The following is a 21382-nucleotide window of genomic DNA, read 5'->3' on the forward strand; positions in this document are numbered from 1 at the left end:
GGCTACGGCCAGTTCGTCCGTGATGACGGTCCGACCTCACATGCCACCGAAACGCGGCACACCGACCATGGGTCGGCGTCCGTCATCATCGTGCTCGGGGGCCGTCCTGGCCTACCTGCTCGGACACCTGTTCACAGGATCCGTGCCCACTGCTTCCGGACTCCTCGTCCTCTGGTTGGCCGCAGGACTCGGCGTGGTCGGCTTCCTCGACGACTTCATCAAGATCAAGAAGCAGCGCTCCCTGGGCCTGCGACCGTGCCCAAGCTCATCGCCAGGCCTTCGTCGGAATCTCCTTCGCGGTGCTGGCACTGAAGTGTCCCGTCCCGAACTCCTTCGGTGAAACCCCGGCGTCGACGAAGGTGTCGTTCATCCGCGACACCAACCTCGACTTGGCATTCGGATCCGCAGTGTGCTCGGACTCATCCTGTTCGTCATCTGGGCCAACCTCATCGTCACCGCGGTATCGAATGCGGTGAACCTGACTGACGGCCTCGACGGACTGGCCGCCGGCGCTTCGGTTGTCGTCTTCGCCGCTTATGTCGTCATCGGCACATGGCAGTCGACGCAGAACTGCAATCTGATGACGGACGCCACCAGCGCCTGCTACTACATGCGCGATCCGCGTGACCTCGCAATGGTCGCTGGCGCCATGGCAGCGGCGTGTTTCGGCTTCCTGTGGTTCAACACCTCACCCGCGAAGATCTTCATGGGCGACACCGGCTCCCTGGCCATCGGCGGCGCAATCGCCGGTCTCGCGATCATGTCGCGGACCGAGCTACTGCTCGTCGTCCTCGGCGGACTCTTCGTCATCATCACACTCTCCGTGATCATCCAGGTCGTGTCATTCAAGACCACCGGAAAACGCGTCTTCCGAATGGCTCCGCTCCAACATCACTTCGAACTCAAGGGATGGGCAGAGGTCACCATCGTGGTCCGGTTCTGGATCATCGCCGCACTCTTCGTTATCGCCGGAATCTGTCTCTTCTACGCCGAATGGGTGTCTCGCATTGGCTGAGAATCCCCTGACCGATTATCCGAACGCCGAGGCGATCCCGGCCGCACTCGTGGGGCCGAGCTCGTCCCTGGACGGGTTGCGGATCCTCGTCACCGGTCTCGGTGTGACAGGGTTTCCTGCAGCTGTCCATCTCGGCGAACGCGGTGCCGATGTGATCGTCGTCGACGGCGATGATCAGGCAGACGTCAGCGAGAAGGCTCAGATCCTCGAGGTCTTCGACGTCGATATCCGGCGCGGAGAAGAGCACGTCTCGAGCCTGCCCGCGGAACCGCTCGATCTGGTCGTGACTTCGCCTGGGTGGCGTCCCGACCACCCCTTGCTCCTGTCCGCCGCCGAGGCGGGTGTGCCCGTGATCGGCGAAGTCGAGTTGGCATGGCGGATCCGTGGCACCAACGACGCCAAATGGCTGGCGATCACCGGCACCAACGGCAAAACGACGACCACGACCATGCTCGAATCAATGCTCCTGGCCGATGGTCGCAAGGCCAAGGCCTGCGGCAACATCGGTGCACCGCTTCTTGAAGCCGTACTCGAGCCCGGACTCGAGGTGCTGGCGATCGAACTCTCGAGCTTTCAGCTCCACTGGCAGTATTCGCTGAGTGCCGATGCTGCCGCTGTGCTCAACATCGCCCCCGATCATCTGGACTGGCACGGCAGCGCCGATGCCTATGAAGCCGATAAGGCCAAGATCTATCACCAGGCCGAGACCGCGTGCATCTACAACGTCGCCGACGAGGTGACACACTGCACATGGTCGAAGAAGCCGATGTCGTCGACGGTGCCAAAGCCATCGGCTTCACCACGGGCATCCCACGACCGGGGGAGGTGGGCGTCGTCGAGGACATGCTGGTCGATCGCGCCTTCATCCCGCAGCGTTACTCCTCGGCCGCTGAACTCGCCTCCCTGGACGATGTCGCCGCGGCGGCTGGTGTTCCCGGCCGTGCGCCGGCAGAGCATCAGGTGTCGAACGCACTCGCGGCCGCGGCGCTGGCACGGAGCATCGGGGTACCGGGTCAGGCTATCTCGGAGGGGCTGAAGAACCACTCGCTCGGAGCCCACCGGATGGTCACCGTCGCTGAGAGCAACGGGATCACCTGGGTCGACGATTCGAAGGCCACGAACACCCACGCAGCCAATGCTTCGCTCGGCAGCTTCGACTCGATCGTCTGGATCGCCGGGGGACTGCCCAAAGGGGCGGACTTCACCTCACTTTTCTCCGATCACGGCCACAGGCTCCGCGCACTCGTGCTCATCGGAGCCGAAGACTCAGCCTTCCGGGAGGCCATCGCGGCGACAGTTCCAGATCTCGACGTGATCAGGATCGAACCAGCTCTCGCCGTGGATTCGGGCGTACCCCGACGCCGGGGCGAAGCCGTGGTCGCTGCAGCGGTGGAAGCAGCCGCAGACATCGCCCGTGCAGGCGATACCGTCCTGCTGGCTCCCGCGGCGGCCAGCATGGATCAATTCCTCAACTACAACACTCGGGGTGAACTCTTCGCCCAGGCTGTCCACGCTCACCTGGGGAGCTGACATGGGACGGCAGACAACCGCGAGCTCTCAGTCACGCCGTCTCCGATCGACCAGGTCGGCCGAGCCGGCCGTGGGCCCCGCAAGCGACACGAAAGCCGGAGCAAAGAAGACTGCAGCGAAGGCGAAGCCGAACGCGAAGTCGCCGAACAACGCGACTGTGAAGACCACCGCGACCGCGAAAGCGTCGTCCCCGAAGACCACATCTGGCACGAAGCGGGCAGGGCCGAAGAAGACCAATGCTGCTGCGAAGAAGGCCACGCCGAAGAAGACCGTCGGCACGAGTTCGGCTCGCAGCGGCAAACAGACAACGAGCGTGCGCAGCACCCAGACGACTGACTCTCGGAGTCGTCCTCGGGCAGGAGCTGCTCGGGCAATGCTGTCTTCGGTGCGCCGTGAGTTCGACCGAGTCTCTGCCTACCCGCTGACGACCTATTACCTGATTCTGGTTTCCGTCCTCGCACTGACGTCTCTCGGACTCGTCATGGTCCTCTCGGCGTCCTCGATCACCTCTTACGATGGAGGAGAAGGATCATCCTTCGCCTACTTCAATAAGCAGGCTGGGTTCGTCGCGTTGGGCATCGTCCTCATGATCGCGGCCTCGTTCTTTCCGCTGCACACTTGGCGGAAACTGTCATGGTGGACGCTGCTGCTCGGCGTTGTCATGCAGGCAGCGGTCTTCCTCCCCGGTGTCGGCAAGTCAACGAAGGGCAATGCGAACTGGATCCAGTTCGGAGGGTTCCAGCTCCAACCCTCGGAGTTCCTCAAGATAGCCCTGGCCGTGTGGCTGGGAGCCGTCCTGGCCAGCAAATACGGAAAGATGACGACATTCGGCCACGCTATGATCCCCGTCGTCCCGGGCATCATCATCGCTGTCGGCCTCGTCGTCGGCGGCAATGACCTCGGCACGGGGCTGGTGCTCATGGCCATGGCCCTGGTGTGTCTGTTCATCGGCTTCTTCCCGTGGAAGTACTTCCTCCTGCTCTTCGGTGCTTTGGCTGCCGTCGCCGCGTTCTTCGTCTTCAGTTCTCAGAATCGGCTCCAACGCATCACCGCGGCACTCACCGGTCACGCAGACCAGACCGCATCCGACGTCACCGGCCAGGCTTGGCAGTCCAACCACGGTCTGTTCTCGTTGGCCTCCGGGGGTTGGCTGGGAGTGGGGCTCGGTGCCAGTCGAGAGAAGTGGTCCTGGCTGCCCGAAGCCCACAACGACTTCATCTTCGCTATCATCGGCGAGGAGCTCGGCCTGCTCGGCTCGCTTGCCGTGATACTGATGTTCGTCGCCTTGGCCTGCGGGATGGTGCGGGTGATACTGCGCTCGAAATCCCGATTCGTCCAGATCGCCACGGCCGGTCTCTTCGCCTGGCTTATCGGCCAGGCTGCAATCAACATCGCTGTCGTGACCGGACTTCTGCCGGTCATCGGACTGCCCCTGCCCTTCGTGTCCTACGGCGGATCCTCCATCGTCGCGTCTCTGATGGCGGTCGGGGTGATTCTGTCCTTTGCCAGAACCGAGGACGGAGCTCCCGCCGCGATCAGAGTGCACAAGGACCGTGTGAGGTCGTCGTTCGCCGTACTGGCCAGAAAGAGAAAGAAGTGAGATGACGAGCATTCTCCTCGCCGGTGGAGGCACCACCGGCCATATTTCGCCCATGTTGGCGATCGGCCGCGAGCTGCGTGAGAACCACCCCGATTGGGACGTCTTCGCCCTCGGCACCGCCGACGGCCTGGAAGCCGACATCGTTCCGAAGGCCGGCTTCGAACTCCTCACTATCGACAAGGTTCCGATGCCGCGGTCGGTCAGCCCTGCCGCGTTGAAATTCCCGAAACGCTTCGCCGCCAACATCTCCCACGTCAAGGCGATCATCGCCGAACGAGATGTGAAGGCCGTCGTCGGAGTCGGCGGATACGTCTGCCCACCCGCGTTCATCGCAGCCAGACAGGAGAAGATCCCTCTGCTCGTCCACGAGGCGAATGCGAAGCCCGGAATGGCGAACCGCCTCGGCGCCGCCCTGACGAAACAGGGCATGGTCGGAGTCACCTTCCCCGATACGAAGCTGCGCAATTCCGAGCTCGTGGGCATGCCGATGCCGACCGAGATCTCCACGCTCGACCGCAGCGACTCCGTCCAGCGACAGGCGTGGCGCGAAGACCTCGGCCTGAACGACGACAAGCCCGTCCTCGTGGTCACCGGCGGGTCCTCGGGAGCGCAGCGCATCAACGATGCCTTCCTCGCAGCGGCACCGATGTGCCAGGAGAATGGAGTGCAGGTCCTGCACATCTCCGGTGCCGGCAAGGATGACGCTCTGCGGGAAGCAGCAGCCCAGCTGCCCGACTACCATGTCGTCGACTACGTCGATGGAATGCACAGGGCCTACGCGGTCGCGGACCTGCTTGTGGCACGTTCTGGCGCAGCGACCGTGTCCGAAGCCACCGTGGTCGGGGTTCCCGCGGTCTACGTCCCACTTGCCATCGGCAATGGCGAACAGCGCCTCAACGCCGCCGGCAGCGTCAGGGCCGGCGCCTCACTGCTCGTCGACAACGCGGACTTCACCCCGTCAACCGTGACCGAACAGATCCTGCCCCTGGTGACCGACCAAGCTCGCTTGGACGCCATGAGCAGGGCAGCCCTTGAGCTGCACTATCCGACCAATGCCGCCACCACCATGGCCACCATCGTCACTCGCGCTCTGAGAGGTTGAACATGAGCACAGCTGAAATCGTCCCGGCCACAGAGCTGGGTGCCGTCCACTTCATCGGAATCGGCGGTTCGGGCATGTCCGGGATCGCACGGATCATGGTCATGAACGGCGTCACCGTCTCCGGCTCCGATGCGAAGGAGTCAGCGGTCGTTGACGTGCTGCGCACACTGGGCGCCAGAGTCGAGATCGGACACTCGGCGGACAACCTCGGCGAGGCAGACACCCTCGTCATCTCCTCAGCCATCCGCAAAGACAATCCCGAGCTCGTCGCAGCTGAAGGCAGGGGACTGCGGATCCTCCACCGCTCAGGTGCACTGGCATCGCTGATGGCCGACAAACGAGCCGTGGCGGTGGCCGGGACCCATGGCAAGACCACCACGACGTCCATGACGACCGTGGCGCTGCAGGCCTGCGGGCTCGATCCCTCGTTCGTCATCGGGGGAGTGCTGTCCACGACAGGCACCAACGCCCATCTGGGCACCGGAGACGTCTTCGTCGCAGAAGCGGACGAATCGGACGGCTCGTTCCTGCTCTACGAACCCACGATCGGCATCCTCACCAACGTCGAAGCGGACCACCTCGACTACTACGGGACCCCGGAGAAGGTACGGGAGGCGTTCGTCGAATTCTGTGCCGGCATCGGTGCCGACGGCGGCACCGTCATCGCCTGCGCCGATGACCCAGGTTCGCTCGATGTCGCCGAGCAGGCACGGGCGCAGGGGACTTCCGTCATCCTCTACGGCACCTCCGAAACCGCGGATATCCGCCTCCGCGAACTCCGATCGGGTCTGGTCTCCGAGTTCGTTCTCGATGTCCCAGGACAAGCAGAGCCATTGCCGGTCGCGCTGAGGCAGCCTGGCACCCACAACGCACTCAACGCGACGGCGGCGATCGCCGTCGCCCACAGCCTCGGCGCCGATGTGACCAAGGCGGCCAGCGGACTCGGAAACTACGGAGGCACCCGACGACGTTTCGAAGAACGCGGAATCGCGGCCGGCGTGCGCGTCATCGACGACTACGCTCACCATCCGACTGAGCTGCGAGCGGTGCTCAGCGCAGCTCGCGGTGTCGTCACCGAAGAGGGCAGGGTGTGGGCGATCTTCCAACCGCATCTCTACTCGCGCACGATGGAGTTCCGGGCCGAATTCGGCGAAGCCCTCGGGCTCGCCGACGAGGTCGTCGTCCTGGACGTCTTCCCAGCCAGGGAGGACCCGGTTCCGGGTGTCACCGGTGCCCTGATCGCCGATCGCGTCCCACACGAGAACGTGACCTTCGTCGAATCATTCAACGAAGCGGTGCCGTACGTCGCTGCGCGTGTGCGCCCCGGAGACCTTGTGCTCACACTCGGTGCCGGGGATGTGACGATCCTCGGTCCTGAGCTGCTCACCGCTCTGGAGGCCTGAACACCGTGGCGCCCCTTCCCGAACCGCGCACCGGTGACAACTCGACCGCGGACCTCACCGGGGTCATCCGTGCACGTCGGAACCAGATCTGGCGCCAGCGCCTCGTGCTCATCGGGGCAGTCGCGGCGGTCCTCGTCATCGCAGCCGTGCTCTGGCTCTCGCCGCTGTTGGCGCTCGACAAGGTCAGCGTCAAAGGCAGCGAGCTGGTCGACCACGAACAGGTCTCGGAATCAGTGCTCGACACCGAGGGCGGCACACCGCTGCCCCGGGTGAGCCCCGGCACGGTGGAGAAGAACGTCCTCAAGGAGTTTCCCCGGGCAGAGGAAGCCTCGGTGCACTATTCGGGACCACGGAGCCTGAGCATCGAAATCACCGACAGGGACCCGGTTCTGGCGATCACAACGACCGGCGGATTCGAGCTCTTCGACGATGAAGCCGTCAATCTGGGCACCGTCAAGAAGGCGCCCAAGAGCGTGACCGTTCTCGAAGAGTCCGACGGCGCACCAGACCAGAAGACCGTGGCAGCAGTGATCCGCTTCATGGCAGAACTCCGACCACAGCTGCGCTCCGACCTGGCCTCGATCCACGCCAAGGACGAGAACAACCTCGCAGGGGTCATCGACACCGGAAAGGCGAAGGCGAAAGTGGTCTTCGGCGACAGCACAAGCGCAAGCCTGAAGATGCGCACCGCACTGCAGCTGGCCGCCGATGGCCGCACCGATATCGACGTCTCTGTCCCTTCGGTTCCCGTAACCAACTGAAAATCCGAGAAACGGGCGAGTTGACCGGCATTGCCGCCGACACACCGGGTCTGAAGTTTGGCCGATGTCCGACACTCCGGCGAGAATGGTTGCAGTGGTGTTGCCCCGGACAATAGCCTCAGGGCAAAGAAGACTTTTCGAATTTGCACGCAGATGATGCGTGGACGATGCGCCGAAAGAGGAACCGACTTGGCTGAATTCCCACAATCCGGAGCGGATATCAAAGTTGCCGGTACCGGCGGCGGCGGTGTCAACGCTGTTCAGAGGATGATCGACGTCGGACTGCGCGGCGTGGAGTTCATCGCGATCAACACCGATGCCCAGGCGCTCGTGCTCTCGGACGCCGATGTGAAGCTGGAGATCGGACGCGACCAGACGCGCGGACTCGGCGCTGGTGCTGATCCGGAGATCGGCCGCAAGGCCGCAGACTCCAGCGAAGAAGCCATCCGGGACGCTCTCGAGGGCGCCGATATGGTGTTTGTCACCGCCGGTGAAGGCGGAGGAACAGGCACAGGTGCGGCTCCGGTCGTCGCCCGTGTCGCACGTTCGCTGGGCGCACTGACGATCGGCGTCGTCACCCGCCCATTCACCTTCGAGGGACGCCGTCGTTCCGCGCAGGCCGAGGCCGGCATCGCCGCGCTTCGCGAAGAGGTCGACACCCTCATCGTCATCCCCAACGACCGACTGCTTTCCATCTCGGACCGCAGCGTCTCCGTCGTCGACGCATTCCGATCGGCTGATGAGGTACTGCGCTCGGGTGTCCAGGGCATCACCGACCTCATCTCCGTTCCGGGCCTGATCAACCTCGACTTCGCCGACGTGAAGTCCGTGATGCAGGACGCCGGCACGGCGCTCATGGGAATCGGAGCAGCCACCGGGGATGACCGTGCCGTTCAGGCGGCCGAGTCCGCCATCGCCTCACCTCTGCTCGAAGCCAGCATCGACGGCGCCCATGGCGTGCTGTTCTGCATCCAGGGCGGTGCCGACCTCGGCCTGTTCGAAGTCAACGAAGCAGCCCGTCTGGTGCAGGAAGCCGCGCATCCCGAAGCCAACATCATCTTCGGTGCAGTCATCGATGACAACATCGGCGACGAATGCCGCGTCACCGTGATTGCCGCCGGTTTCGACAACACGGTCGCAGGCCAGGACTCAGCCCCCGCCGAGGCTGCTGTTCCTGCCTCGATTCCGATGGCGACGAGCCCCGCAGAGGACGAATCCGCGCCAGTCGAACAGGCTGAACCGGCACCAGACGTGGAGGCTGAGCCTCGCAGCGACGAGCACCAGATTCCGACCTCCCTGCCCAATGAGCGCAGCACCTCGAGCCTCGACAACGACCTCGATATCCCGGATTTCCTGAAGTAAGATGCTGCACTCGAGATTCGTCGTTCCCGGAAGGCTGAACGCACATGTTGCGTTCACCGACAGACACGGCGGCTACTCGAGAGGCGACCTGTCATCGTTCAACCTCGCCCGCCACGTCGGGGATGATGATGAGCTCGTCGCCGCCAACCGGGCTGCGCTGGCACAGGTGCTCGGGCTGAGCGGCGAGCGGCTGAGCTTCGTGTCCCAGGTCCATGGAACCGATGTGCGCATCATCGATTCGCCGGAACAGCTGCGCGAGGATCCTGCGACAGCCGACGCTCAGGTCACGACCCGCGTCGGCATCGGACTGGCCATCATGGTCGCAGACTGCACGCCGATCATGCTTGCGGACACCGAGGCTGGTGTCATCGGCGCGATTCACGCCGGCCGGCCCGGACTGGCAGCAGGCGTCGTGCCGGAGACGATCACCCGTATGCAGCATCTGGGCGCCACGGACATCCATGCGATCATCGGACCATCAGTGTGCCCACGCTGCTACGAAGTTCCTGCCGCACTGCGGGACGAGGTCGCCGCAGTGGAACCCGTGGCCGCCTCCGTGTCTGTGACGGGAACCCCGGCGATCGACGTGGCGGGGGCGGTGGCGGAGCAGCTGCGCCGTGCAGGCGTGAGCATCGACCATTTCTCACGGACCTGCACACGGGAATCCGAGGATCTGTTCTCCTACCGGAGGCAGCACAGCACCGGCCGATTCGCAGGCGTGGTCTGGCTCCAGGAAGAAAACCCCCCGACACACCCATGAGACTCACCCGCCAGGCTGGTCTGTTGAGATAGTTTGGCGGCAGGCGAGGAAGTGCCTAAGGCCGAGGAGTGGAAAAATGTCAGCAATCAAGAAGACGCTGGAATACCTGGGTTTCGTCGAAGAAGAGGACGAGCCCATCGAACGTCGGGACCGTGAGGTCATCGACACCTACGAAGAGCCCGTCGAAGACTATGTCGAGGACGAGGAACGGCCCCCTGCCCAAGTGACGCCGATCCATCCGACACCGATACGTCCAGTTGACTCTCCCGCGCCAGGAATCTCCATGAATCGCATCAAGACCATTCATCCCCGCAGCTATAACGACGCTATGGTGATCGGTGCCGCGTTCCGTGAGGGAACACCGGTGATCATGAACCTGTCCGAGATGGACGAGAACAACTCGAAGCGCCTCGTTGACTTCTCAGCCGGACTGATCTTCGGCCTCCACGGGTCCATCGAGCGCGTGACGAACAAGGTGTTTCTTCTCACCCCTGAGAACATTGAGGTCAGCGGAGAGAACGAGTCGGATCCGGATACTCAGGCGAGCTTCTTCAACCAGAGTTGAGCTGTTCGTCCTCCGGTTGACGACGTTCTTATCTCATCCTCAGCTCCGACGTATAGGCTGTGGATCGACAGCTAAGCATCAAAGAAAGGCACGAGTAAACACGTGGCCATCATCTTCTACATCCTCGGCACGGCACTCAGTCTTTACGTCTATGTTCTCCTGGCGCGGGTGGTCCTCGACCTCGTTCAGGTGTTCTCTCGCGAGTGGAAGCCCGCGGGCTTCTTCCTTGTGCTGGCGGAGATCGTGTACACATTGACCGATCCGCCGCTGCGTCTGCTGCGCAAGGTGATTCCACCCTTGCGGTTGGGACAGATCTCACTGGATCTGGGCTTCATCGTGCTGCTGATCGGAATTCAGATACTGGCGTCGGTGCTGTTCAACTTCTCGAGAGTGACCGTCTGAAACTACCCGCTCGGATGACGCACGGCGACGTATTACCACTTCGTTACGCGAATGATGTACACGTCACTGTGAGAATCGTGAGATGGTGCCCGGTTCGCTGAACAAGTCCGAGTGTTGCTAGGCTCGATTATTACAACTTCGTCATATGAAAATTGCGACACGGCTTTTCTGCAGGACAAAACTGCAGGTGTTACGCTAATGTGACGTTGAAGCCGTCTTAATGGCGGCAGCGTAATGAATGTAGATCGACCAAAGGTGACCTCATGGCGCTCACGCCTGAAGACGTAGTAAACAAGCGGTTCCAGCATGTGAAGTTCCGCGACGGATACGACCAGGATGAAGTCGACGATTTCCTCGATGAGGTTGTCGTAGAGATCCGCCGTCTCTACCAGGAGAACGACGAACTTCGTCAGAAGCTCTCCACTGCCGAACAGCGCGTCAAGGAACTCGACGCCGGCGGGGCATCTGCTGCTGCACCTGCTCAAGACATCGATGCCACTCAGGCTATGCCTGCTGCGGTGCCAGCTCCCTCTTCGCGAAACAACGACGATGCGCCGAAGCAGGGCCAGACTCCTGCCGCTCCTGCCGTTCCGGAGAAGACCGAGCACTCTTCGGCACCTGCAGTCCGGGAAGCATCGCCCGCTTCGCAGACCCCTCCTGCGAACCAATCAGCTCCAGCCGTCAACGGCGCTGCACCCGCAGCGGCAGGCACTGCCGCCGGGTTGGGCCTCGGATCGAGCTTTGGCAGCGGAGATGGCGACGCTCACGGACTCATTGCTCTTGCTCAACGCGTCCACGACGAGCACGTGGCAGAGGGCGAACGCCGTCGCGATGAACTCATCAAGAGTGCCGAGACCGAAGCCAAGGACATCGTCAGCAAGGCCGAGACCAAGCGGGACGAGACCCTGTCGACTCTGGAAACTCAGAAGTCGACCCTCGAGCGTTCGATCGACCAGCTGTCGAACTTCGAGCGTCAGTACCGGACGCGTCTGAAGAGCTACCTCAACGATCAGCTTCGCGACCTCGAGAACTCAACCAGTCTGGCACCGGAGACCCTGGACGGGAACTCCTTCGGTTCGTCGTCGAATCACAAACTCTGATTCGTCACAGCAGACACGCAAGGTCCGGGAACTCCATGGAGGTCCCGGACCTTGTTCGTGCCCTCATGAGTTGGACCATAGCTTCGGAGCCGGCGCCCTCGTGCCCTCAGGCAGTGAGTTAGAATGAGCCAAATGAACGACGATGCCCCTGAGACGAGACCCCGGCGGCGCAGAATGCTCGGGACGTTGTTCGGCATAGCCGTTCTCGTCCTCGCGGTGGACCAGCTCACCAAGCTCCTCGCAGTCACATTCCTTGAAGGTCAGGAGCCGATCTCAGTCATCGGCACACTGGCGGGCTTCAACTTCTACCGAAACCCTGGTGCGGCGCTGGGGCTCGGCTCCGGAGTGACCTGGATCTTCCCCCTGATTGCGATCATTGTGTTCGCAGGCATCATCATGCTGTCGAGGAAGTTGGGCTCGGTGGCGTGGGCTATCGGACTGGGACTGCTGCTGGGCGGACTTTTCGGCAACCTCGTGGATCGGCTGTTCCGCCAGCCGGGCTTCCTCCGCGGAGCTGTCGTCGATTTCATCGACCTATCGTTTTTCATCTGCAATGTCGCTGACATTGCGATATCCGCAGCGGCAGTCACCCTTGTGGTGGCAAGCCTCAAAGGCATTGAACTGGACGGATCGGACTCGAAGCACCCGAGCACGGTCGGAGAGGACACACATGGCTGAACGCTCGATCCTGATACCCGAGGGCCTAGAAGGCCAGCGGGTTGACTCGGCGCTGTCGAAGCTGCTGGGGCTCTCCCGCACAGCAGCCGCCGACATCTGCGCAGAAGGGGGCGTGCAGCTGTCCGGACAGGTCGTGGCAAAATCAGACCGCGTCGAAGCCGGTGCACGCCTGGACATCATGATGCCCGAGCCTCCACGCCCTTTGGAGGTAGTGCCGGATCCGGTTCCGGGGATGAAGATCGTCCATGACGAGGATTCCTTCGTCGTCGTCGACAAACCCGTCGGCGTGGCGGCACACCCAGCGCTGGGGTGGAAGGGGCGCACCGTCGTCGGCGGGCTTGCGGCCGCCGGTTTCAGGATTGCCACTTCGGGTGCGCCCGAGCGGCAGGGGATCGTGCAGCGTCTTGACGTGGGCACCTCGGGCCTGATGGTCATCGCGAAGAGCGAGTACGCCTACAGCGTGCTCAAGCGCGCGTTCAAGGAACGCACCGTGGAGAAGACCTATCACGCGGTCGTCCAGGGACTGCCGGATCCGGTGCTCGGCACGATCGACGCCCCCATCGCTCGCAACCCGCGACACGACGGTCTCTATGCCGTCCATAGCGGAGGAAAGAACGCGATCACCCACTATGAGGTCCTCGAAGCGCACCGTCGGGCCTCCTTGGTGGAGGTTCATCTCGAAACCGGACGCACCCACCAGATTCGTGTCCATTTCTCGGCCCTCAAGCGTCCCTGCGTCGGTGATCTTCCCTACGGAGCCGATCCGGGCCTGGCCAAGGATCTGCGCCTGGAACGTCAGTGGCTGCACGCCGTCAAACTCGGATTCCATCACCCGGACTCGAACGAATGGGTCGAATTCGAGAGCGGATACCCCGATGACCTGCAGTATGCGATCGATCGCATCCGCACACCCTGAACACAAGCCAGGTGAGTGCGCCGAACACCGCATCATCTCCTCGCTGACCGTTTCTGTTTCGGCCACCGAGGCGGTGCGCAGGCCCCGTCGGGCGAGTCTCCGATGGTCTGATCTGCGAGTCTCCAGTGGACTGATCTGCGAGTCTCGGATGGTCTAAGCTGGTGGTCGCAACACAGGTCATATCAGAGGGAAGGCTGCCAGTGCCGAAAGACGATTTCGTCCATCTTCACGTCCACACCGAATACTCCATGTTGGACGGAGCAGCCCGACTCACGGACCTGATGGCCGCGACGAAGGCCTCGGGAATGTCGGCCATCGCGACCACAGACCATGGCTACCTGTTCGGTGCCTTCGACTTCTGGTCGCAGGCGACCGCCGCCGGCATCAAACCCATCATCGGAGTCGAAGCCTATGTCACCCCGGGCACGGACCGGCGTGACAAGACGAGGGTGAAATGGCGCACGGACGAGTCGCAGAAGCGCGATGACCTCTCAGGCGGCGGTGCCTACACCCACATGACGCTGCTCTCACGCAACAACACCGGCATGCGCAATCTGTTCAAGGCTTCGTCCTACGCATCCCTCGATTCCGTGTTCAGCAAATGGCCGCGCATCGACCAGGAGCTGCTGGAAACCTATTCCGATGGGCTGCTCGCGACCACAGGTTGCCCTTCGGGGGAGATCCAGGTTCGACTGCGGCTGGGACAGTATGAAGAGGCCAAGGCGGCGGCCGGCAAATACCGTGAGATGTTCGGCAAGGACAACTACTACGTCGAACTCATGGACCACGGCCTCTCCATCGAAAAGCGAGTGACCAAGGACCTGATCCGTCTGTCGAAGGAGATGGACATTCCGCTGGTCGCGACCAACGACCTGCACTACACCCATGAGTCTGATGCCAAGGCGCACGAGGCGCTGCTGGCCATTCAGTCCGGGTCGAAGCTCATCGAACCCACCTACGACCAGGGCGGTTCGCGCTTCGCCTTCTCCGGTTCCGGCTACTACCTCAAATCGGGTGCGGAGATGCGGGCGCTGTTCTCCGAATTCCCCGAAGCCTGCGACAACACGCTAGAGATCGCCGAGAAATGCGAAGTCTCCTTCGACACCTCGGCGAACTACATGCCGAAGTTCCCCTGCCCGCCCGGAGAGGATGAGACATCCTGGTTGGTCAAAGAGGTCCAGACGGGGCTCGAATATCGGTACCCGGGAGGAATTCCCGACGATGTGCGCAAACAGGCAGACTACGAACTCGACGTCATCATCTCGATGGGCTTCCCCGGCTACTTCCTCGTCGTCGCCGACTTCATCAACTGGTCGAAGGACAACGGCATCCGGGTCGGACCCGGACGTGGCTCAGGTGCCGGTTCCATGGTCGCCTACGCCATGCGCATCACCGATCTGGACCCGCTCAAACACGGACTGTTCTTCGAGCGGTTCCTCAACCCCGACCGTGTCTCAATGCCCGACTTCGACGTCGACTTCGATGATCGTCGCCGCGGCGAGGTCATCGACTATGTGACCAGAAAATACGGCGACGAACGTGTCGCGATGATCGTCACCTACGGCACGATCAAGACGAAGATGGCGCTCAAGGACTCCGCCCGAGTCCTCGGCAAGCCGTTCTCGATGGGGGAGCGCCTGACCAAGGCCCTGCCACCGGCCGAGATGGCCAAGGACATTCCGCTGGCCGATATCGAGAACACAGAATCCAAGCGCTACAACGAGGCGGGGGAATTCAGAGACTTCGTCGACTCGGACCCCGATGCACGTGAGACCTTTGAAACTGCTAAAGGCATCGAAGGTCTGAAACGGCAGTGGGGCGTCCACGCTGCCGGTGTCATCATGTCCTCGGATCCGATCATCGATGTCATTCCGATCATGCGCCGGTTCCAGGACGGCCAGGTCATCACCCAGTTCGACTACCCCACCTCTGAGGGGCTCGGACTGATCAAGATGGACTTCCTGGGGCTGCGAAACCTCACGATCATCTCCGACGCTGTGGAGAACATCAAGGCGAACCGTGATTACGATCTTGATCTGGAGCACCTTGATCTCGACGATCGCGGGGCCTACGATCTTCTGTCCCGTGGCGACACCCTCGGTGTGTTCCAGCTCGACGGCGGCGGACTGCGCGCCCTGCTGCGGCTGATGAAGCCGGACAACTTCGAGGACATCTCCGCGACGATTGCGCTCTACCGGCCGGGCCCGATGGGTGCCGACTCCCACACGAACTTCGCACTTCGCAAGAACGGACTGCAGGAAGTCACCCCGATCCACCCGGAGCTCGAAGAGCCGCTCGAGGACATCCTCGGCACCACCTATGGACTCATCATCTACCAGGAGCAGGTGATGGCGATCGCGCAGAAGGTCGCCGGATACTCGCTGGGTCAAGCCGACATCCTGCGTCGTGCGATGGGCAAGAAGAAGAAGTCCGAGCTGGACAAACAGCAGGTGGGCTTCTTCGGAGGGATGAAGGAACGCGGCTACTCCGAGGCGGCAGCGCAGGCGCTGTGGGACATTCTGCTGCCCTTCTCCGACTATGCGTTCAACAAGGCTCACTCGGCTGCCTATGGTCTCGTGTCCTACTGGACCGCGTTCCTCAAAGCCCACTACACGGCAGAGTACATGGCAGCCCTGCTCACCTCGGTGGGCGACAACAAGGACAAACTGGCCATCTACCTCAACGAGTGCCGGCGGTTGGGCATCACCGTGCTGCCTCCGGACGTCAACGATTCGGCTCTGCACTTCACCCCAGTCGGTCAGGACATCCGCTTCGGAATGGGTGCCGTGCGCAACGTCGGTGCCAACGTCGTCGACGGCATCGTCGAGGCGCGTGAAGAGAAGGGGGCATTCACTTCGTTCACGGATTTCCTCGATAAGGTGCCCAGCCACGTGTGCAACAAGCGCACGATCGAATCACTCATCAAGGCCGGCGGCTTCGACTCGCTGGGCCAGACCCGCAGGTCCCTCGTCGAAGTCCACGAAGAGGCAGTGGATTCGGTCATCGGCGTCAAACGGCAAGAGGCCAACGGACAATTCGACCTGTTCGCCGGCCTCGGCGGTGACGACGACGAGCCGAGCTTCTCCGTCGCGATTCCTGATCGCCCCGAATGGGAGAAGAAGGAGAAGCTGGCATTTGAGCGTGACATGATCGGCCTCTATGTCTCCGACCACCCCCTCAACGGTCTTGAGGGTGTCCTCGCCGCCGAATCGGAGGCCTCCATCGCCGATGTGGTGGATCCGGAAACTCATCGCCACGACGGTTCTCAGGTGAAGATCTGCGGCATGATCACCCAAGTGGCGCGCAAGGTCTCGAAGAACTCGGGCAAACCGTATGCGATCGTGACCGTGGAGGACCTCGAAGCAGAGGTCGAAGTGATGTTCTTCGGCGACACCTACGAACCCGTGGCGAGCCTGCTGGCCACCGACCTCGTCATCAGCCTGACCGGACGCATCCGACTCTCCGATGATCGACCGACCTCGATGATGGCGATGTCGATGACGATCCCTGACGTCACCGATCCGAAGGACCGGCCGCTCAACCTGATGCTGCCGATGGAGAAGGCGACGGAGGAGATGGCATCCAAGCTGCTCCGGGTCCTCGAATCACACAAGGGACAGACCGATGTGCACCTGGTCCTCTCGCAGCCGGGCAGACAGACGGTGATGCGGCTCGACCGCGCCATCCGCGTCGACCCGAACCCCAGCCTCTACGGTGACCTCAAGGCACTGTTGGGGTCTCGTTGCCTGACCGCCTGAGGCATTGCGTGAGCGCCTGCGGCGGAGGCAGAGGCAACCGGCGAAGGGACGGGGACTAGAATGGTGCGAGTGAACATTCTGGACTTCCGCGGTGAGAGACTGAGCAAGAGATTCCTCAAGCAGACGCTGCCCCGTGCCGCCGACACACATGCCGATATCGAACGACGAGTGGCTGATCTGCTGAGCCAGGTGCAGTCCGAGGGCACTCGCGCCGTGAAGGAATTCACAGCGAGATTCGACTCCGTCGAACTCGAGACTCTGCGTGTGCCCGTCTCCGAGCTGAAACGCGCCGAAGACGAACTGGACACTTCCGTCAAAGCTGCCTTGGTCGAATCGATCTCTCGGGCCAGGAAGGTCGCTGACGACCAGCGCCCCGCCGATGTCCGCACAGAACTGGCCTCCGGGGCCCACGTCACCACACGGCACCTGCCGATCGAACGGGTCGGCCTCTATGTGCCCGGCGGACTGGCTGTCTATCCATCCACCGTCGTGATGAACGTCGTGCCGGCTCAGGCAGCAGGGTCCGCCTCACTGGCCATCGCCAGCCCACCCCAGAGCAACGGGCTGCCTCACCCCACAGTGCTCGCCACAGCCCACATCCTCGGCGTCGATGAGGTCTGGGCCATGGGCGGTGCCCAGGCCATCGGCGCGCTTGCCTACGGCCTTGACGATGAGGAGCAGCTGGAGCCTGTCGATCTCATCACGGGCCCGGGCAACGCCTACGTCGCCGCCGCGAAATCGCTCATGCGAACCCAGGTGGGCATCGACGCGGTCGCCGGTCCCACCGAGATCATCATCCTCGCCGATGCGAGCGCAGATCCGGCGTTCGTCGCCGCCGACCTCATCAGCCAGGCCGAACACGACGAACTCGCTGCCTCCGTCCTCGTCACCGAATCGACCGAACTGGTTGAACGGGTGCAGGCCCAACTCGCAGCCCAGGTCCCCGCCGCGACCCACAAGGAGCGGATCGGCATCGCCCTGGCAGGAAAGCAGTCCGCTATCGTCCTCGTCGATGATCTGGACGCAGGAATCGATGTCGTCAACGGGTACGCCGGAGAGCACGTCGAGGTCCACACCGCGGACGCTCATTCTGTTGCCGCGCGGATCACCAACGGGGGAGCGGTGTTCGTCGGGGACTGGGCACCGGTGTCGCTGGGGGACTACTGCGCAGGATCGAATCACGTCCTACCCACGATGGGAACGGCAGCACACGGATCCGGACTGGGCGTGCACTCATTCATCAAGGTCAGCCAGGTCATCGACTATGACCGTTCGGCACTGGCCGAGGTTGCCGACCACATCGAGGTGCTGGCCGACAGCGAGCAGCTCCCCGCTCACGGTCGAGCCGTCAGCATCAGGTTCGAGGAGTAGATATGCGTTGTCCGTTCTGTCGTGAATCAGATTCTCGAGTCGTCGATTCGCGGACCAGCGAAGACGGCGCCGCGATCCGTCGCAGGCGTCAGTGCCGCCATTGCGGGCGCCGCTTCACAACCATGGAAGCGACCAGTCTGTCGGTGATCAAGCGCTCCGGTGTCACAGAAGAGTTCTCCCGTCAGAAGATCATGTCGGGTGTGCGCAAGGCCTGTCAGGGCCGACCGGTCAACGATGACGATCTGGCGAAGCTGGCACAGAAGGTCGAAGAGGACATCCGTTCCAAGGGGATTGCTGAGATCGACGCCGACGAGGTGGGGCTGAGCATCCTCGAGCCCCTGCGTGAGCTCGACCAGGTCGCGTACCTGCGGTTCGCCAGCGTCTACCAGGGCTTCGACTCCCTGGAAGATTTTGAGACGGCGATCGACTCACTGCGTGCGGATGCGGCTCTGAAATCGGGAGATGCCAGGCAGGCGACGCCCGAAGATTTCCAAGCCTGAGAAATTCACCCCATAAATCTGTGAGCGGAGTAGTCCAGCGCACCGATTCTTGTGTAACATTGACAGTGCGCGCTTCTGGCGCGCGGCCGCTTGCGGTTCGGAGGGGAAGCCGAACCGTTAAGCGGCCCTTTACTTTCTCCATGAGGATGGAAATTGCCTGGTTGCACAGGCCGAATACCGGCGCAGATTGAAACAGAGGGCGCATCGGAGATGACTCCGATGCGCCCTCTGTCTGCGTCCTGCCGGTGCAGGTCGACGCGAGAGATGCCGCGCTGACTCAGTCGGCCATGAGCTCGCTCAGCTCGGTCGCTGCCGCAGCCAGGATCCGCAGCCGGTCCGTGGTTCGCGTCAGCGATACATAGAGCGCGCCGACTCCGTCCTCGTGACCGTCAGGGGCGATCAGCCCCGGTTCGACGATGACGACCGAATCGAATTCAAGTCCCTTCGCCTGCTGCGCCGTGATGACTGCGATCTGATGGTCGAGGCCGGTGACGGAACGGCCGATGTCGAAGCCGGCGAGCACCTCGGCGACGGAATCGATGAGATCCACAGGCGCGATCACGGCGATCTTCCCGCCTTCCACGGATTCGACCTCATCCGTGACGGTGGGCACGAGCGCATTGACCGCGTCCTGCGCCGAAGCGAACGACTGCATCTGCGGGTCGGGGCCACCCTGCCGGACGGATTCGACGAGTTCGAGTTGCGGGAAATGACGGTGCAGGTAGCGGTTGGCCAGGTCCATCACCGACTGAGGCGTCCGGTAGGACACGGTCAGCACCTGCAGTGCGTAACGGTCCCCGACGAACTCGGACAGGATGGAATTCCACGTCCGGGTGTTGTCGACGTGCGAGGACTGTGCCAGGTCACCGACGACAGTCGCGGACTTCGACGGAACTCGCCGGAAGAGCACACGCCACTGCATGGGCGAAAGCTCCTGAGCCTCATCGACGACGAGGTGGCCGTAGGTCCATTCGCGATCGTCGAGCGCCCGCTCTGCCAGGGTCACAGTCGGTCCTTCTTCCTCCCACCTGGCGGCCAGCGTCTCGGCATCGATGAGGGCAGAGGTGTCCGTCATATCGAGGACCGCCTCGGCGTACTCGCGAGCGGACTCGTCGCGGGCAGCAGTCTGCTGCGGACTGCTGCCGAGCAGTTCGGCGAGTTCGTCGAGGAGAGGAACGTCCTCAACGGTGAGCTCAGCGTTGGGCGGGCGAATCAGCGTCTGCTGATCTTCGGGGGAGAGCAGGTGGCTGGCAGCGGCCTGCAGCTTGTGCGGTTTGGACAGCAGGGCACGCAGCGCCGCAGCAGGACTGATCGGGAACCAGGCGAGGTTGAGGGCTCGGCGCACATCCACGCTCGAGCGCAGCTCGTCCATCAGCTCCGGCAGCCTCTCACCTGCACCGTCGAGGCCCATCTCCCTGGCCAGATCTTCTGCGAGTGTCTTGAGCAGACCTGAGACGAAGCCGTTCCGAGCGGCGTTGTGAGCATCCCCGCTGCGACGGGCTCGATCGCGAGCTCCGCGCACGTCGCGGCGGCGCAGCCAGATGGTGTGTGAGCCGACGCGCAGCTCTTCGTCCTGCTCGGGGATCCGCTCGTAGTTGGCGATGTGGTTCTTCAGCACCGCAGCCATCTCGGAGCGGCCCTTGATCACTGCCACATCCGTGTCATCGGTCAGCTCGGTCTCGAGACCTGGATAGAGCTGGCCCGGTGTCAGCAGAAGCGCACCGGTCTCGCCGAGGCTGGGCAGGACCTTCTCGATGTACTTGAGGAACACAGCAGAGGGGCCGACGAGCAGCACGCCCGACTTGGCGATCCGCTCCCGGTGCCGATAGAGGAGGAAGGCCGCACGGTGGAGTGCCACCGCCGTCTTTCCGGTTCCCGGCCCACCCTGAACCACGAGCACACCCTGGAGGGGCTGGCGGATGATGGCATCCTGTTCGGCCTGAATGGTCGCGACGATATCGCCCATTCGACCGGTCCGGTGATTGGTCAGCGCCGCGATCAGCGCACCCTCGCCCTGCAGATTCGATCGGTCAACCTCGTCGAGAGCCTCGATGTCGAGCACATCGTCCTCGAGGTCTGTGACCGTGCGGTTCTTCGTCACCAGGTGGCGGCGCCGGACGACTCCCGCCGGGTTGGCAGCAGTCGACTGGTAGAAGCGCTCCGAAGCCGGTGCGCGCCAGTCGATGAGGATCTGCTGACGGTTGGCGTCGGTGAGCCCGATCCGTCCGATGTAGCTGGGGTCGGCGTCTGATCTGAAATCGAGACGGCCGAAGCACAGCCCGTCTTCGGCGCTGTTGAGCCGGATCAGCTGGTCCTCATACAGGGTGGCGAACGCATCCCGTTCGCTCCGGTGCTGATGATTGCCGCCGACTTCGGAGATCCTCACCGTACCCAGACGGGCAGTTGCCTCATCTCGCAATTCGTCGAGTCGTGCATAGAGCTCGTCAAGCTTGACCTGCTCGACGCGTATTTCTGAAGTCTCGGTCATCTCACCTTCCCAATCGGCATTCCATTATGCCGAACTTTTCTCACCGGGAGTAGTTGGAAGCAATGATTCAT

15 protein-coding genes and 2 pseudogenes are annotated in these 21382 nt (G+C 62.7%); 16 read left to right on the plus strand and 1 reads right to left on the minus strand.

The annotated features are described in order from the left end of the window. The 16 genes and pseudogenes from mraY to nrdR all read left to right on the plus strand — a co-directional run. Nucleotides 1-1015 (plus strand): annotated as a pseudogene (mraY, locus tag HX613_RS06970) (phospho-N-acetylmuramoyl-pentapeptide-transferase); the annotation flags it as partial. Further along, nucleotides 1008-2545 (plus strand): annotated as a pseudogene (murD, locus tag HX613_RS06975) (UDP-N-acetylmuramoyl-L-alanine--D-glutamate ligase). The pseudogenes mraY and murD, both read left to right, overlap by 8 nt. Nucleotide 2546: 1 nt before the next feature. Beyond that, nucleotides 2547-4145 (plus strand): putative lipid II flippase FtsW, encoded by a 1599-nt coding sequence (gene ftsW / locus HX613_RS06980; RefSeq protein WP_235344676.1) that lies wholly within the window; start codon nucleotides 2547-2549, stop codon nucleotides 4143-4145. A gap of 1 nt (nucleotide 4146) precedes the next feature. Next, the gene (locus HX613_RS06985) at nucleotides 4147-5247 is read left to right on the plus strand and encodes a UDP-N-acetylglucosamine--N-acetylmuramyl-(pentapeptide) pyrophosphoryl-undecaprenol N-acetylglucosamine transferase (protein WP_235344677.1); all 1101 of its coding nucleotides are present in this window, start codon (nucleotides 4147-4149) and stop codon (nucleotides 5245-5247) included. Between the two features lie 2 nt (nucleotides 5248-5249). Continuing rightward, nucleotides 5250-6650 (plus strand): UDP-N-acetylmuramate--L-alanine ligase, encoded by a 1401-nt coding sequence (murC, locus tag HX613_RS06990; RefSeq protein ID WP_235344678.1) that lies wholly within the window; start codon nucleotides 5250-5252, stop codon nucleotides 6648-6650. A 5-nt stretch (nucleotides 6651-6655) separates the two neighbouring features. Further along, the gene (locus tag HX613_RS06995) at nucleotides 6656-7411 is read left to right on the plus strand and encodes a cell division protein FtsQ/DivIB (protein ID WP_235344679.1); all 756 of its coding nucleotides are present in this window, start codon (nucleotides 6656-6658) and stop codon (nucleotides 7409-7411) included. A gap of 189 nt (nucleotides 7412-7600) precedes the next feature. Beyond that, nucleotides 7601-8773 carry a cell division protein FtsZ gene (ftsZ, locus tag HX613_RS07000; protein ID WP_235344680.1) on the plus strand — a complete coding sequence of 391 codons (1173 nt, stop codon included), beginning with the start codon at nucleotides 7601-7603 and terminating at the stop codon, nucleotides 8771-8773. 1 nt (nucleotide 8774) lies between these two features. After that, on the plus strand, nucleotides 8775-9533 hold the full coding sequence (pgeF, locus tag HX613_RS07005) for a peptidoglycan editing factor PgeF (RefSeq protein WP_235344681.1): 759 nt from the start codon (nucleotides 8775-8777) through the stop codon (nucleotides 9531-9533). A gap of 76 nt (nucleotides 9534-9609) precedes the next feature. Then, nucleotides 9610-10098, plus strand: a complete 489-nt coding sequence (locus HX613_RS07010) for a cell division protein SepF (RefSeq protein WP_143923776.1) — start codon at nucleotides 9610-9612, stop codon at nucleotides 10096-10098. 102 nt (nucleotides 10099-10200) lie between these two features. Beyond that, nucleotides 10201-10500: a YggT family protein gene (locus HX613_RS07015; RefSeq protein WP_235344682.1), complete on the plus strand. Its 300-nt coding sequence runs from the start codon at nucleotides 10201-10203 to the stop codon at nucleotides 10498-10500. Nucleotides 10501-10763: 263 nt separating this feature from the next. Further along, nucleotides 10764-11600, plus strand: a complete 837-nt coding sequence (locus tag HX613_RS07020) for a DivIVA domain-containing protein (RefSeq protein WP_235344683.1) — start codon at nucleotides 10764-10766, stop codon at nucleotides 11598-11600. 132 nt (nucleotides 11601-11732) lie between these two features. Continuing rightward, a complete protein-coding gene (locus tag HX613_RS07025; protein ID WP_235344684.1) occupies nucleotides 11733-12278 on the plus strand; it encodes a signal peptidase II in 546 nt (181 codons plus the stop codon). After that, nucleotides 12271-13194, plus strand: coding sequence for an RluA family pseudouridine synthase (locus HX613_RS07030; protein ID WP_235344685.1), 924 nt, complete (start codon nucleotides 12271-12273; stop codon nucleotides 13192-13194). Before HX613_RS07025 ends, HX613_RS07030 begins: the two co-directional genes overlap by 8 nt. Nucleotides 13195-13442: 248 nt before the next feature. Continuing rightward, complete coding sequence (gene dnaE, locus HX613_RS07035; protein WP_235344761.1) at nucleotides 13443-16952, plus strand: DNA polymerase III subunit alpha; 3510 nt, start codon at nucleotides 13443-13445, stop codon at nucleotides 16950-16952. Between the two features lie 60 nt (nucleotides 16953-17012). Then, nucleotides 17013-18323: a histidinol dehydrogenase gene (gene hisD, locus HX613_RS07040; RefSeq protein ID WP_235344686.1), complete on the plus strand. Its 1311-nt coding sequence runs from the start codon at nucleotides 17013-17015 to the stop codon at nucleotides 18321-18323. A gap of 2 nt (nucleotides 18324-18325) precedes the next feature. Beyond that, nucleotides 18326-18823 (plus strand): transcriptional regulator NrdR, encoded by a 498-nt coding sequence (nrdR, locus tag HX613_RS07045; protein ID WP_235344687.1) that lies wholly within the window; start codon nucleotides 18326-18328, stop codon nucleotides 18821-18823. A 277-nt stretch (nucleotides 18824-19100) separates the two neighbouring features. On the opposite strand, the gene HX613_RS07050 is transcribed toward nrdR, so the two are convergent. Continuing rightward, the gene (locus tag HX613_RS07050; RefSeq protein WP_235344688.1) at nucleotides 19101-21311 is read right to left on the minus strand and encodes a HelD family protein; all 2211 of its coding nucleotides are present in this window, start codon (nucleotides 21309-21311) and stop codon (nucleotides 19101-19103) included. Nucleotides 21312-21382: the final 71 nt, after the last annotated feature.

Source organism: Brevibacterium sp. UCMA 11754 (assembly GCF_021532275.1).
In the GTDB taxonomy this organism is placed as follows: Bacteria; Actinomycetota; Actinomycetes; order Actinomycetales; family Brevibacteriaceae; genus Brevibacterium.

Bases quoted from the DNA above. Each gene is read 5' to 3' on its own strand.
- hisD (WP_235344686.1), top strand. From the start codon at position 17,013: ATGGTGCGAGTGAACATTCTGGACTTCCGCGGTGAGAGACTGAGCAAG.
- murC (WP_235344678.1), top strand. From the start codon at position 5,250: ATGAGCACAGCTGAAATCGTCCCGGCCACAGAGCTGGGTGCCGTCCAC.
- HX613_RS07010 (WP_143923776.1), top strand. From the start codon at position 9,610: ATGTCAGCAATCAAGAAGACGCTGGAATACCTGGGTTTCGTCGAAGAA.
- pgeF (WP_235344681.1), top strand. From the start codon at position 8,775: ATGCTGCACTCGAGATTCGTCGTTCCCGGAAGGCTGAACGCACATGTT.
- ftsW (WP_235344676.1), top strand. From the start codon at position 2,547: ATGGGACGGCAGACAACCGCGAGCTCTCAGTCACGCCGTCTCCGATCG.
- HX613_RS06985 (WP_235344677.1), top strand. From the start codon at position 4,147: ATGACGAGCATTCTCCTCGCCGGTGGAGGCACCACCGGCCATATTTCG.
- dnaE (WP_235344761.1), top strand. From the start codon at position 13,443: ATGTTGGACGGAGCAGCCCGACTCACGGACCTGATGGCCGCGACGAAG.
- nrdR (WP_235344687.1), top strand. From the start codon at position 18,326: ATGCGTTGTCCGTTCTGTCGTGAATCAGATTCTCGAGTCGTCGATTCG.
- HX613_RS07020 (WP_235344683.1), top strand. From the start codon at position 10,764: ATGGCGCTCACGCCTGAAGACGTAGTAAACAAGCGGTTCCAGCATGTG.
- HX613_RS07030 (WP_235344685.1), top strand. From the start codon at position 12,271: ATGGCTGAACGCTCGATCCTGATACCCGAGGGCCTAGAAGGCCAGCGG.
- HX613_RS07050 (WP_235344688.1), bottom strand. From the start codon at position 21,311: ATGACCGAGACTTCAGAAATACGCGTCGAGCAGGTCAAGCTTGACGAG.
- HX613_RS07025 (WP_235344684.1), top strand. From the start codon at position 11,733: ATGAACGACGATGCCCCTGAGACGAGACCCCGGCGGCGCAGAATGCTC.